The sequence below is a fragment of the Mangrovactinospora gilvigrisea genome, from assembly GCF_001879105.1.
GTDB classification, from domain to species: domain Bacteria; phylum Actinomycetota; class Actinomycetes; order Streptomycetales; family Streptomycetaceae; genus Mangrovactinospora; species Mangrovactinospora gilvigrisea.
Genome location: NZ_MLCF01000007.1, coordinates 59633 through 73205, shown reverse-complemented (window position 1 = coordinate 73205; position 13573 = coordinate 59633). Strand labels below are relative to the sequence as shown.

Here is a 13573-nt window from a genome sequence, read left to right as displayed (position 1 = left end):
ACCCCCACCGGCTCGGTCCCCAGCACCCGCCCCCGGCGCCCCGCCAGATCCGTCATCACCGGCCCCACGTACTCGTCCGAGACCAGCACCCGCACCTCCGCCACCGGCTCCAGCAGGTCGATCCGGGCCTGCTCCGCCGCCGCCTTCAGCGCCAGCGCGCCCGCCATCTGGAAGGCCGCGTCCGAGGAGTCCACCGAGTGCGCCTTGCCGTCGAAGAGCGTCACCCGCACGTCCACCACCGGGCAGCCCGTCGCCACGCCGCGCTCGCACTGCGCCCGCACGCCCTTCTCCACGGACGGGATGAACTGCCGCGGCACCGCCCCGCCGACCACCTTGTCGACGAACTCGATCCCCGAGCCGTTCGGCAGCGGCTCCACATTGATCTCGCAGATCGCGTACTGCCCGTGCCCGCCGGACTGCTTGACGTGCCGGCCGCGGCCCTGCGCCGCGGTGGAGAACGTCTCGCGCAGCGCCACCCGGTAGGGCACCGCGTCCACCTCCACGCCGTAGCGCGAGGCCAGACGCTCCATCAGCACCTCCACATGGGCCTCGCCCATGCACCACAGCACCAGCTGGTGCGTCTCCGGGTTCTGCTCCAGCCGCAGCGTCGGGTCCTCCGCGACCAGCCGGGCGAGGCCCTGCGCGAGCTTGTCCTCGTCGGCCTTGCTGTGCGCGCGGACGGCCACCGGCAGCAGCGGGTCGGGCATCGTCCAGGGCGCCATCAGCAGCGGCTGCTCCTTGGCGGAGACGGTGTCGCCGGTCTCGGTGCTGGTCAGCTTGGCGACCGTGCAGATGTCGCCGGCCACCACCTTCTCCAGCGGCAGCTGCTGCTTGCCGAAGGGGATGGCGAGCGAGCCGATCCGCTCGTCCGCGTCGTGGTCCTTGTGGCCGCGCTCGGTCATGCCGTGGCCGCAGACATGGACCGTCAGGTCCGGGGTGAGGGTGCCGGAGAAGACCCGCATCAGGCTGATCCGGCCCACATAGGGGTCGGTGGCGGTGCGGATCACCTCGGCGACCAGCGGCCCGGCCGGGTCGCACGCCAGGCGCCGCGGGGAAGAGCCGTCGGGGTCGGTCACCTCGGGGACGGCGCGGTCGGACGGCGGCGGGAAGCCCTCGACGATCAGCTCCAGCAGCTCCAGCGCGCCGACGCCGTGCTTGGCGCCCTCCGCGGCGGGCGCGGCGGCCATCACCGGGTGGAAGATGCCGCCGGCGACGGCCTTCTTCATGTCCTCGATGAGCGTCTTGGGGTCGATGGCCTCGCCGCCGAGGTAGCGGTCCATCAGGGACTCGTCCTCGCTGCCCTCGATGATCCCCTCGATGAGGCGGTTGCGGGCCTCCTCGATCAGCGCGGCCTGGGCCTCGTCCGGCTCGCGGATCTGCTGGGTGCCGCTGGAGCAGTCGAAGACCCGGCGGGTGAGCAGGCCGATGAGGCCGTCGACGGTGTGGTGGCCCTCGGGGCCGCCGGCGTCGGCGCCGTAGAGGGGGAGGTAGAGGGGGAGGACGGCGTCGGCGGCGTCGCCGCCGAGGCGCTGCGCGCAGTCCTCGATCATCTCGTCGAACTCGGCGCGGGCCGCCTCCAGGCGGGTGACGACGATGGCCCGGGGCATGCCGACCGCGGCGCACTCGTCCCAGATGCTGCGGGTGGCGCCGCTGATGCCGTCGGCGGCCGAGACGACGAAAAGGGCGGCGTCCGCCGCCCGGAGACCCGCCCTCAGTTCGCCGACGAAGTCGGCGTAGCCGGGAGTGTCGATCAGGTTGATCTTGATGCCGTCGTGCTCGACCGGCACCACGGACAGCTGCACCGAGCGATGGCGGCGGTGCTCGATCTCGTCGAAGTCGGAGACGGTGGTGCCGTCCTCGCAGCGGCCCGCCCGGGTGATCGCCCCGGTGGCCAGGGCGAGCGTCTCCACCAGCGTCGTCTTGCCCGATCCGTGCTGGCCGACCAGCACCACGTTCCGCACCGACGCGGGGCGGTCGGCCCCGGGTGCCCTTCCGGCGGCTCCGAAGTTCCCGTTCGTCCTCTCGGCCATTCGCCTACTCCTCACCGTGGACCTGCGAATGAGATGGGCCGACGAAGCACGGGTGCCGCGCAGGCGCGTCCTCACCGGGGGAGACGGGCGCGGCAGGCGCCCTTCCCGGCGCGGCGCCCGCGGTTCGGGGGTCCTTCGAGCTTCCCAGCGACGTAGCGTCAGGTCCATCCCCTGTGCACACCGGCGTCGCCGCCCCGCGCCCCGGCGCGCTCGCCGCGGCTGCGGCGCGTGGACGGCCGGGGCATGGCCGCGGGGTTGCGCGGGGGTACGGGGGGTCGCTCCCCGGGGGAGTGGAGTCCAGCGACGTAGCGTCAGGTCCATCCCCTGTACACACCGGCGTCGCCGCCCCGCGCCCCGGCGCGCTCGCCGCGCGGGTACGCGCCCGGGTGGTGCGGTGAGCGGCACGGGAGGCCGGGCTGGCTACGATGGGCCGACGGCGGCCGTGCCAGCGAAGGGCGCCGCCCGCAACGACGGACTATCGGGACGGCCATGCTGAACAAATTCGCGCGTGCGTTCTTCACGCGCGTCTTCAAACCGCTCGCCGCGTTTCTGCTGCGGATCGGGGTGAGCCCGGACGCCGTCACCCTGGTCGGCACCGCCGGCGTGATGGCCGGCGCACTGGTCTTCTACCCGCGCGGCGAGTTCTTCTGGGGCACCGTCACCATCACGCTCTTCATCTTCTCCGACCTGATCGACGGCAACATGGCCCGTCAGTCGGGCCGTTCGAGCAAGTGGGGCGCCTTCCTCGACTCCACCCTCGACCGCTTCGCCGACGCCGCGGTCTTCGGCGGCCTCGCCATGTGGTACGCGGGCAAGGGCGACGACAACCTGCTGTGCGCGGTGGCGCTCTTCTGCCTCGCCTCCGGCCAGGTCGTCTCCTACATCAAGGCCCGCGCCCAGAGCCTCGGGCTGAAGTGCGAGGTCAACGGCCTCGTCGAGCGCGGCGAGCGCCTGGTGGTCAGCCTCGTGCTGGTCGGCTTCAGCGGCCTCCACCAGTTCGGTGTCCCCTATATCGAGTGGTTGAGGCCGATCGGCCTGTGGATCGTCGCGGTCGGCAGCGCTATCACCGTGTGGCAGCGGATGGCCGCGGTCCGGCGCGAGGCCGCCGAGGCCGACGCGGAGGCAGCGAAGGCGAACGGCACCGACGAGGGCAACGACGCCCCGGGCAGGGTTGAGGAGAAGGCGTGAGCGCAGCGCGGCCGGACACCGCCGCCCTCCGGCTGCGCGCGGCCGACGCCGCGTACGGGGCCGGCTGGTCCCTCGTCAGGAAGATGCCCGCGCCCGCCGCCCGCCGCCTGGGCCGCACCCTCGCCGACGCCGCCTGGCAGCGCCGCGGCCGCGGCGTGCTCCAGCTGGAGCGGAACCTCGCCCGGGTCTGCCCCGGCCTGGGCCCGGAGCGGATGCGCACCCTCTCCCGCGCCGGGATGCGCTCCTACATGCGCTACTGGGTGGAGTCCTTCCGGCTGCCCGCGCTCACCGCCGGGGACGTCAACCGCATCGTGCGCGCCCCGCAGGTGCACCACATCGACGACGCCATGAAGGCCGGCCTGGGCTGCATCCTGGCCCTGCCGCACATGGGCAACTGGGACCTGGCCGGCGCCTACATCGCCTACCGCGGCTACCCGTTCACCACGGTGATGGAGCGCCTCAGGCCCGAGACCCTCTACGACCGGTTCGTCGCCTACCGCTCCGGCCTGGGCATGGAGGTGCTGCCGCTGGACGGCGGCGCGCGGGAGACGTTCGGCGTCCTCGCCCGCCGGCTGCGCGCCGGCGGGCTGGTGTGCCTGGTCGCCGACCGCGACCTGTCGGAGAGCGGCGTGCGCGTCGACTTCTTCGGCGAGACCGCCCGGATGCCGGCCGGCCCCGCCGCGCTCGCCCTGCTCACCGGCGCCGCGCTGGTGCCGGTGACGCTCGACTACGAGGGCCCGGTGCGGATGCGCGCCAACGTCCACGCCCCGCTGCCGCACCCCGCGCACGGCAACCGGGCCGAGCGGACCGCCCAGTTGACGCAGTCCCTCGCCGACGTCTTCCAGAACGAGATCGCCGCGCACCCCCAGGACTGGCACATGCTGCAGCGGCTGTGGCTCGCCGACCTGGCCGACCGGCGGCCGGACGGGGCGCCGTGACCGGCGGCGCCCCGGACGGCCGGCTCCGCGTCGGCCTGGTCTGCCCCTACTCCTGGGACGTGCCCGGCGGCGTCCAGCTGCACATCCGCGACCTGGCCCAGCACCTGATCGCCCGCGGCCACGAGGTGTCGGTGCTCGCCCCCGCCGACCCGGACGACGCCGAGGCGCTGCTGCCGCCCTACGTGGTGCCGGCCGGGCGGGCCGTGCCCGTCCCGTACAACGGCTCGGTGGCCCGCCTCAACTTCGGCTTCCTGTCGGCCTCCCGGGTGCGGCGCTGGCTGCACGAGAACACCTTCGACGTGCTGCACGTCCACGAGCCGGTGGCGCCCGGGCTGTCGCTGCTGGCCTGCCACGCCGCGGTCGGCCCGCTGGTGGCGACGTTCCACACCTCCAACCCGCGGTCGCGGGCGATGCTCGCCGCCTACCCGCTGCTGCAGCCGCAGTTGGAGAAGATCAGCGCGCGGATCGCGGTGAGCGAGTACGCGCGCCGGACGCTGGTGGAGCACCTGGGCGGGGACGCGGTGGTCATCCCGAACGGGGTGGACGTCGGCTACTTCGCGGCCGCGGAGGTGCGAGAGGAGTGGCGCGGCGGGGCGTCGGACGGGACGGGCCCCGGCACGCTCGCCTTCCTCGGCCGGCTGGACGAGCCGCGCAAGGGCCTGCCGACGCTGCTGCGCGCCTTCCCGGAGATCCTGCGCCGGCGCCCCGGCGCACGGCTGCTGGTGGCCGGCCGCGGGGACGCCAAGGAGGCGGCCTCCGGGCTGCCGGCCGAGGTGCGGGCGCAGGTGGAGTTCCTGGGGCAGGTGACGGACGCGGACAAGGCGCGGCTTTTGCGCAGCGTCGATTTGTACGTGGCGCCCAACACCGGCGGCGAGAGCTTCGGGATCATCCTGGTGGAGGCGATGTCGGCGGGGGCGCCGGTGCTCGCCGCTGGCCTGGACGCGTTCCGTCAGGTGCTGGGGGACGGGGCGGCGGGGGAGCTGTTCCCGGTGGAGGACCACGTCGCGCTCGGGGAGGCGGCGGTGCGGCTGCTGGGGGACCCGGCGCGGCTGGCGGAGCTGCGGCGCCGGGGGGCGGAGCAGGTGCAGCAGTTCGACTGGTCGCGGGTGGGGGCGGACATCCTGGCGGTGTACGAGACGGTGCGCGCGGGCGTGGGCGGTGTGCGGGCGGCTTCGGGCGACGGGGTGACGGCGCGCCGCGGCCTCTTCGGGCTGGGCCGCGAGGCGCGGCCGGTGCCGCGGAAGTGAGCCCGCCGCCGCTCCGCCCCGGCACCCCGCCCGGGGGGCCGCGGGAACAGGCCGGGAACCGCTAATCTGACGCAGCGTGAGCGTTGTGCTGTGGGTCGCGGTCGTGCTGGTGATGCTGGGCGTCTACCTCAGCTGGACCGCGGGGCGGCTGGACCGCCTGCACGCCCGGATCGACGCCGCCCGCGCCGCGCTCGACGCGCAGCTGCTGCGGCGGGTCTCGGTGGCGCAGGAGCTGGCCACCTCGGGGGTGCTCGACCCGGCCTCGTCGATGCTGCTCTACCAGGCCGCGCACGCCGCCCGGCAGGCCGACGACGAGTCGCGGGAGGTCGCCGAGAGCGAGCTGTCCCAGGCGCTGCGCGCCGTCCTCGGCGAGCCCGGCCAGCTGGACGCGGTGCGGCGCGCGCCCGGCGGCGCGGACGCGCTGGAGGAGCTGGGCGCGGCGGCCCGGCGGGTGCCGATGGCGCGGCGCTTCCACAATGACGCGGTGGGCGCGGCGCGGGTGGTGCGGCGCCACCGGGTGGTGCGGTGGCTGCGGCTGGCGGGGCACGCGCCCTTCCCCATGACGTTCGAGACGGACGACGACGTGCCGGAGGCGTTCCGCCGCTGAAAGGGGCGCTTTCGGTGGTGCGGACCTCACGACATACGATGTGACGAGCACCAGTCTCTGTGTTTCGCAGCCCCCAAGTGAGGTCCGCCGTGTCTGACACCACCAACGCCAGCCCGTCCGCCGGCAGCGCCCCCGCCACCGGGACCGCGCGCGTCAAGCGCGGCATGGCGGAGCAGCTCAAGGGCGGCGTGATCATGGATGTGGTCACGCCCGAGCAGGCGAAGATCGCCGAGGACGCCGGAGCCGTCGCCGTGATGGCGCTCGAGCGCGTCCCCGCCGACATCCGCAAGGACGGCGGCGTGGCCCGGATGTCCGACCCGGACATGATCGACGGCATCATCGAGGCCGTCTCCATCCCCGTGATGGCCAAGTCCCGCATCGGCCACTTCGTCGAGGCCCAGGTGCTCCAGGCGCTCGGCGTCGACTACATCGACGAGTCCGAGGTCCTCACCCCGGCCGACGAGACCCACCACACCGACAAGTGGGCCTTCACCACCCCCTTCGTCTGCGGTGCCACCAACCTGGGCGAGGCGCTGCGCCGCATCGCCGAGGGCGCGGCGATGATCCGCTCCAAGGGCGAGGCCGGCACCGGCAACGTCGTCGAGGCGACCCGCCACATGCGGCAGATCCGCTCCGACATCCGCCGTCTGACGACGCTGGACGAGACCGAGCTGTTCGTCGCCGCCAAGGAGCTGCGCGCCCCCTACGAGCTGGTGAAGGAGGTCGCCGAGAAGGGCAAGCTGCCCGTGGTGCTCTTCACCGCCGGCGGCATCGCCACCCCGGCCGACGCCGCGATGATGATGCAGCTCGGCGCCGAGGGCGTCTTCGTCGGCTCCGGCATCTTCAAGTCGGGCGACCCGGCCAAGCGCGCCGCCGCGATCGTCAAGGCGACCACCTTCCACGACGACCCCAAGGTCGTCGCGGATGTCTCCCGCGGCCTGGGCGAGGCCATGGTCGGCATCAACTGCGACACCCTGCCCGAGGAGCAGCGGTACGCCAACCGCGGCTGGTGACCGGCGCGATGGGCACCACGCGCGACGGCGGCCCCGTGATCGGGGTGCTGGCCCTGCAGGGCGACGTCCGCGAGCACCTGGTGGCGCTGGCCGAGGCCGGCGCCGCCGCGGCCCGCCCGGTGCGGCGCGCCGAGGAGCTGGCGGAGATCGACGGACTGGTGCTGCCCGGCGGCGAGTCGACCACCATGTACAAGCTGGCCGCCGCGTTCGGCGTGCTGGAGCCGCTGCGGCGGCGGGTGGCCGAGGGCATGCCGGCGTACGGCTCCTGCGCGGGCATGATCATGCTGGCGGACAAGATCCTCGACGCGCCGTCGGACCAGGAGACGGTCGGCGGCATCGACATGATCGTGCGCCGCAACGCCTTCGGCCGGCAGAACGAGTCCTTCGAGGCGCCGGTGCGCTTCGAGGGCCTGGAGGGGCTGGACGCGGACGCGCCGCCGCTGCACGGCGTGTTCATCCGGGCGCCCTGGGTGGAGTCGGTGGGCGGCGGGGTGCAGGTGCTGGCCCGCGTCGAGTCCGGCCCGGCGGAGGGGCGGATCGTGGCGGTGCGGCAGGGCAATCTGCTGGCCACCTCCTTCCATCCGGAGTTGACCGGCGACAACCGGGTGCACGCCGGTTTCGTCCGGCTGGTGGCCGAGGCACTACGCTGAGCGGCGCGGCCCGGCCCGACGGGGACGGCGGGCCGCGCGGTTCGTTCGAAACCATCGGCTTTTTCCATCGGGCTGCGATCCGGGTTTTCCACCACCGCTGCACCGACAACGACGACTGAAGGAGAGAAAAGGGCGATGTCCGGCCACTCCAAGTGGGCGACCACAAAGCACAAGAAGGCCGTGATCGACGCCAAGCGCGGCAAGCTCTTCGCCAAGCTCATCAAGAATGTTGAGGTGGCGGCGCGCACCGGTGGCGGTGACCCGGAAGGCAACCCGACGCTCTACGACGCCATCCAGAAGGCGAAGAAGAGCTCGGTGCCCAACGACAACATCGACCGCGCCGTCAAGCGCGGCTCCGGTGCGGAGGCGGGCGGCGCCGACTACCAGTCGATCATGTACGAGGGCTACGGCCCCAACGGCGTCGCCGTGCTGATCGAGTGCCTCACCGACAACCGCAACCGGGCCGCCTCCGAGGTCCGCGTCGCGATGACCCGCAACGGCGGCTCGATGGCCGACCCGGGCTCGGTGTCCTACATGTTCGCGCGCAAGGGCGTCGTGATCGTCCCCAAGAACGGGCTCTCCGAGGACGACGTGCTCACCGCGGTGCTCGACGCGGGTGCCGAGGAGGTCAACGACCTGGACGACGCCTTCGAGGTGGTCTCCGAGGCGGCCGACCTGGTGGCGGTGCGCACGGCGCTGCAGGACGCGGGGATCGACTACGACTCGGCGGACGCCAACTTCATGCCCAGCGTGCAGGTCGAGCTGGACGAGGACGGCGCGCGGAAGATCTTCCGTCTCGTCGACGCGCTGGAGGACTCGGACGACGTGCAGAACGTCTGGGCCAACTTCGACGTCTCCGACGAGATCATGGAGAAGATCGACGCCTGACGGCCCGGTTCCGCCGACGCCCCGGCACCCCGTCCGGCCCCCGAAGGCCGAGCGGGATGCCGGGGCGCTGTGCTGGCGAGCCGTCAGGGGCCTTTGTCGCACCGACCGGTTAGGGTCGTCCGCATGCGCGTACTCGGGGTGGATCCAGGGCTGACCCGGTGCGGGGTCGGGGTCGTCGAGGGCGGCCTCGGCGCCGGGCCGCTGCGGATGCACGGGGTCGGCGTCATCCGCACCTCCGCCGACGCCGAGTTGGGCGCCCGGCTGGTCGCCGTCGAGCGCGGCATCGAGGAGTGGCTCGACACCCACCGGCCCGACGCGGTCTGCGTCGAGCGCGTCTTCAGCCAGCACAACGTCAGCACCGTGATGGGCACCGCGCAGGCCTCCGCGGTCGCCGTGCTGTGCGCCGCCCGCCGCGGGCTGCCCGTCGCGCTGCACACCCCCAGTGAGATGAAGGCCGCCGTCACCGGCAGCGGCCGCGCCGACAAGGCGCAGGTCACCGCCATGGTCACCCGGCTGCTGCGGCTCGACGCGCCGCCCCGGCCGGCCGACGCGGCCGACGCCCTCGGCCTCGCCATCTGCCACCTGTGGCGCGGCACCGCCACCAACCGCCTCGCCGCCGCGCACGCCGCGGCCCGATCGACCAAGCGCCCCGCCTACCGCGGCACCGCGCGCCCCGCCCGCAAGGAGAGCCCCCGCTGATGATCGCCTCCGTCAACGGCCCCGTCGCCGCGCTCACCCCCGACGCCGCCGTCGTCGAGGTCGGCGGTCTGGGCATCCAGGTGCTGTGCACCCCCGGCACCCTCGCCGGGCTGCGGATGGGCGAGCCCGCGCGGCTGGCCACCTCCCTGGTCGTCCGCGAGGACTCCCTCACCCTCTACGGCTTCGCCACCGACGACGAGCGGCAGGTCTTCGAACTCCTCCAGACCGCCAGCGGCGTCGGCCCGCGGGTGGCCCGCGCCATGCTCGCCGTCCACCAGCCCGACGCGCTGCGCCGCGCCTTCGCCACCGGCGACGAGAAGGCGCTCACCGCGGTGCCCGGCATCGGCAAGAAGGGCGCCCAGAAGCTGCTGCTGGAGCTGAAGGACCGGCTCGGCGCGCCCGGTTCCGCGCCCGAGCTCGGCGCCACCGCGGTCTCCTCCGGCCCGCCGCCCTGGCGCGAGCAGCTGCACGCCGCCCTGGTCGGCCTGGGCTACCAGCCCCGCGAGGCGGACGACGCCGTGGAGGGCGTCGCCCCGCAGGCCGAGGCCGGCGGCGGGGACGCGGCCGTGCCGGCGCTGCTGAAGTCCGCGCTGCAGTCGCTCAACTCCCGCAAGGGCGGCGGCCGATGACCGAGCAGGACGACACCCGGCTCGTCGACTCCGGCGCCGACAGCGAGGACACCGCCGTCGAGGCGGCGCTGCGGCCCCGCGCGCTGGACGAGTTCGTCGGCCAGGAGCGGGTGCGCGAGCAGCTGACGCTGGTGCTCTCCGCGGCCCGGCAGCGCGGCGCCTCCGCCGACCATGTGCTGCTCTCCGGCGGCCCCGGGCTGGGCAAGACCACCCTCTCGATGATCATCGCGGCGGAGATGGGCGCCCCCATCCGGATCACCTCCGGCCCGGCCATCCAGCACGCCGGCGACCTGGCCGCGATCCTCTCCTCCCTCACCGAGGGCGAGGTGCTCTTCCTGGACGAGATCCACCGGATGTCCCGTCCGGCGGAGGAGATGCTCTACATGGCGATGGAGGACTTCCGGGTCGACGTCGTGGTCGGCAAGGGCCCCGGCGCCACCGCCATCCCCCTGGAGCTGCCGCCCTTCACCCTGGTCGGCGCCACCACCCGGGCCGGGCTGCTGCCCCCGCCGCTGCGCGACCGCTTCGGCTTCACCGGCCACCTCGACTTCTACGAGCCCGCCGAGCTGGAGCGGGTGCTGCACCGCTCGGCCGGGCTGCTCGGCGTGGAGATCGAGCCGGCCGGCGCCGCCGAGATCGCCGGCCGCTCCCGGGGCACCCCGCGCATCGCCAACCGGCTGCTGCGCCGGGTGCGGGACTTCGCCCAGGTGCGGGCCGACGGATTCGTCACACGCGAGGTCGCCGCGCGGGCGCTGGAGGTCTTCGAGGTGGACGCCGGAGGCCTTGACCGGCTTGACCGGGCGGTCCTGCACGCCCTGCTGAAGCTCTTCGACGGCGGCCCAGTGGGGTTGTCCACACTCGCTGTCGCCGTGGGTGAGGAGCGTGAGACGGTGGAGGAAGTGGCCGAACCGTTCCTGGTTCGCGCCGGCCTCCTGGCCCGCACCCCGCGCGGCCGGGTGGCCACCCCCGCAGCCTGGGCGCACCTGGGCCTCAACCGCCGCTGAGGCGTCCGCGGGAGCCTCCGGGACACGGTCCCGGCGGTGCCGATGGCCTACGGAAATCGGAACGGAAGTGCCATGCTGGGCGTTGTTCCAGCCGTGGGCGCTCACATACAGTGTCCGCGGACACCCCTCCAAAGACCCCTATGAAGCGGCCCCCCAGGCCGATACAAAGGACCTTCTCGCCGTGACTACTATGCTCCTCCCGCTCCTCCTGATCGTGGTCGTCATGGTCTTCATGACGCGCTCGCAGAAGAAGAGGCAGCAGGCCGCCGTCGACATGCGGAACCAGATGCAAGAGGGATCGGGGGTCCGCACCATCGGCGGCATGTACGCCACCGTCAAGGGGGTCGGCGACGACGCCGTGCTGCTCGAGGTCGCCCCCGGCATCCACGCCACCTACGCCAAGACCGCCATCGCCACCGTCCTCGACGACGAGGAGTACGCGCGCATCACCGAGGGTGCGGCCGGCCTCCCCGAGGGCTTCACCACCGACGACGTGCCGGACGACGCCTCCTCCCTCGACGAGTACAACTACGAGGACGAGAACGAGGACGAGCCCCGCGCCGAGGTCGAGGGCGACGAGGAGTCCGACAAGGTCGACATGACCAAGGACTCCGACCACGAGGACGAGGCCGACGAGGAGCACGAGCCGGAGGACGAGCACTCCGACGCCGCTCCCAAGGCCGACCTGCGCAAGGACGGCGACAGCAAGTAGCTTCCGACACACGCCCCCGGCTTCGGTTTTCCGTTCCGGGGGCGTCTCCGGAATACTGCGTGACCGCCGTCCGCGCCGTGCGGACCGGCGCACGTCGACCACGGTCGGACAGGGAGAATCGAGAAGGTGGCATCACCGAGAAGGGGCGCAAAGCAGGCGGCCAAGCCCTGGCGCCCGCTGGCCTTCGTGCTGGTCGTCGCCGTCGCACTCGTGGCGACGATGTTCGGCACCGGGCACAAGTCGCCCCGGCTGGGCATTGACCTCGCCGGCGGCACCAGCATCACGCTGACCGCCCGATCGAGCGAGGGCGGTGCGGTCAACGCGGACAACATGAAGACCGCCAAGAGCATCATCGAGCAGCGCGTCAACGCGTTCGGCGTCTCCGAGGCCGAGGTCAGCCAGGAGGGCAGCAAGAACCTCGTCATCAACATCCCCAAGGGCAAGGACGCGACGGCCGCGGCCGAGCAGGTCGGCAAGACCGCCCGGCTCTACTTCCGGCCCGTGATCGCGTTCGCCCCGGGATCGTCGGCGACCACCCCCGGCTCCACCACCTCGCCCTCGCCCAAGGCCTCCCCGTCCTCCTCCGCCAAGGCGGGCTCCAAGGACACGGCGACCCCCAAGGCGTCCGCGAGCGCCACCGGCAAGTCCGGCAAGGGCAACTCCGGCAAGGCGCTCTCCAAGGCGCTGGCCGCCGGCTCGTCCGCCACGCCGACCGCCAAGGCCACCGCCTCCTCGAAGGCCACCGCCTCCTCCAGCGCCAAGGCCACGGCCGCGCCGAGCACTTCGGCGAGCGCGCCGGCCACCGGCCAGACGGTCGGCACCGTTCCGGCCGCGCTCACCAAGAAGTTCGACTCCCTGGTGTGCACCAAGAAGGCCGCGGCCACCGCCGGCCAGGGCAAGACCACCGACAACATCGTCGCCTGCGGCCAGGACGGCTACAAGTACGCCCTGGGCCCGGTGGCGATCTCCGGCACCGACATCAAGTCGGCGCAGGCGGGCCTGCCGCAGGGCACCACCCAGGTGGGCGGCTGGCAGGTCGACCTGAGCTTCAACTCGCACGGCGCCAACCAGTTCGCCAAGGTCACCGGCGCGCTGGCCAAGCAGCAGCAGCCGCAGAACCAGTTCGCCATCGTGCTGGACGGCCAGGTCACCTCGGCCCCGTCCGTCTCCAACGCGATCACCGGCGGGCAGGCGCAGATCACCGGCAGCTTTACCCAGAAGTCGGCCTCCGACCTGGCCAACGTCCTCAAGTACGGCGCGCTGCCGCTGACGTTCGACCAGAGCGACATCACCCAGGTCTCCCCGACGCTCGGCGGCGACCAGCTGACGGCCGGCCTCATCGCCGGCGCGGTCGGCGTCGGCCTGATCGTGGTCTACACCCTCGCCTACTACCGCGGCCTCGGCCTGGTCTCCATCGCGAGCCTGCTGACCTCGGTGGTCCTCACCTACTCGATCATGACGCTGCTCGGCCCGGCGATGGGCTTCGCGCTCAACCTGCCGGCGGTGTGCGGCGCGATCGTCGCCGTCGGCATCACCGCGGACTCGTTCATCGTCTACTTCGAGCGGATCCGCGACGAACTGCGCGAGGGCCGCTCGCTGCGGCCGGCGGTGGAGAAGGCCTGGCCGAAGGCGCGGCGCACCATCCTGGTGTCCGACTTCGTCACCTTCCTCGCCGCCGCGGTGCTCTTCATCACCGCCGTCGGCAAGGTGCAGGGCTTCGCCTTCACCCTCGGCCTCACCACGCTCCTCGACGTGGCCGTGGTCTTCCTCTTCACCAAGCCGCTGATGACGATCCTGGCCAAGCGGAAGTTCTTCGCCAACGGCCACAAGTGGTCCGGCCTGGATCCGAAGAACCTCGGCGCGCACCGGCCCGGAGGGATCCAGGGCCGGCTCGCCGCGCAGCGCCGCGCCGCACGGGCATCCGGCTCCGGCTCGGGCAGCTCCCGCTCCGATGTGAAGGAGGCCTGA

General features: G+C 73.2%; 13 protein-coding genes. 12 read left to right on the top strand and 1 reads right to left on the bottom strand.

Annotation, left to right across the window (positions count from 1 at the left end; genetic code table 11):
* The coding region (locus BIV57_RS02610) for an elongation factor G-like protein EF-G2 (RefSeq protein WP_071654958.1) at window positions 1-2030 on the bottom strand (2030 nt) is incomplete at its 3' end.
* Between the two features lie 489 nt (window positions 2031-2519).
* On the opposite strand from BIV57_RS02610, the gene pgsA reads away from it, so the two are divergent.
* From pgsA to secD, 12 genes are all read left to right on the top strand, one after another.
* The gene (pgsA, locus tag BIV57_RS02605) at window positions 2520-3218 is read left to right on the top strand and encodes a phosphatidylinositol phosphate synthase (RefSeq protein WP_071654957.1); all 699 of its coding nucleotides are present in this window, start codon (window positions 2520-2522) and stop codon (window positions 3216-3218) included.
* The gene (locus tag BIV57_RS02600; RefSeq protein WP_071654956.1) at window positions 3215-4156 is read left to right on the top strand and encodes a phosphatidylinositol mannoside acyltransferase; all 942 of its coding nucleotides are present in this window, start codon (window positions 3215-3217) and stop codon (window positions 4154-4156) included. The genes pgsA and BIV57_RS02600 overlap by 4 nt, the downstream gene beginning before the upstream one ends.
* Entirely contained in the window at window positions 4153-5403 is a 1251-nt protein-coding gene (locus tag BIV57_RS02595) for a glycosyltransferase family 4 protein (protein ID WP_071654955.1), read from the top strand. Before BIV57_RS02600 ends, BIV57_RS02595 begins: the two co-directional genes overlap by 4 nt.
* Before the next feature lie 112 nt (window positions 5404-5515).
* The gene (locus tag BIV57_RS02590) at window positions 5516-6010 is read left to right on the top strand and encodes a LemA family protein (protein WP_071654967.1); all 495 of its coding nucleotides are present in this window, start codon (window positions 5516-5518) and stop codon (window positions 6008-6010) included.
* A gap of 89 nt (window positions 6011-6099) precedes the next feature.
* Entirely contained in the window at window positions 6100-7023 is a 924-nt protein-coding gene (gene pdxS, locus BIV57_RS02585) for a pyridoxal 5'-phosphate synthase lyase subunit PdxS (protein WP_071654954.1), read from the top strand.
* Window positions 7024-7031: 8 nt separating this feature from the next.
* On the top strand, window positions 7032-7673 hold the full coding sequence (gene pdxT, locus BIV57_RS02580; protein ID WP_071654966.1) for a pyridoxal 5'-phosphate synthase glutaminase subunit PdxT: 642 nt from the start codon (window positions 7032-7034) through the stop codon (window positions 7671-7673).
* 135 nt (window positions 7674-7808) lie between these two features.
* Window positions 7809-8561 carry a YebC/PmpR family DNA-binding transcriptional regulator gene (locus BIV57_RS02575; protein ID WP_071654953.1) on the top strand — a complete coding sequence of 251 codons (753 nt, stop codon included), beginning with the start codon at window positions 7809-7811 and terminating at the stop codon, window positions 8559-8561.
* A 123-nt stretch (window positions 8562-8684) separates the two neighbouring features.
* Window positions 8685-9260: a crossover junction endodeoxyribonuclease RuvC gene (ruvC, locus tag BIV57_RS02570; RefSeq protein WP_071654952.1), complete on the top strand. Its 576-nt coding sequence runs from the start codon at window positions 8685-8687 to the stop codon at window positions 9258-9260.
* Window positions 9260-9889, top strand: a complete 630-nt coding sequence (gene ruvA, locus BIV57_RS02565) for a Holliday junction branch migration protein RuvA (protein WP_071654951.1) — start codon at window positions 9260-9262, stop codon at window positions 9887-9889. Before ruvC ends, ruvA begins: the two co-directional genes overlap by 1 nt.
* On the top strand, window positions 9886-10893 hold the full coding sequence (ruvB, locus tag BIV57_RS02560; RefSeq protein WP_071654950.1) for a Holliday junction branch migration DNA helicase RuvB: 1008 nt from the start codon (window positions 9886-9888) through the stop codon (window positions 10891-10893). Before ruvA ends, ruvB begins: the two co-directional genes overlap by 4 nt.
* A gap of 190 nt (window positions 10894-11083) precedes the next feature.
* Entirely contained in the window at window positions 11084-11605 is a 522-nt protein-coding gene (gene yajC / locus BIV57_RS02555) for a preprotein translocase subunit YajC (protein ID WP_071654949.1), read from the top strand.
* Window positions 11606-11731: 126 nt separating this feature from the next.
* Window positions 11732-13573 (top strand): protein translocase subunit SecD, encoded by a 1842-nt coding sequence (gene secD / locus BIV57_RS02550; protein ID WP_071654948.1) that lies wholly within the window; start codon window positions 11732-11734, stop codon window positions 13571-13573.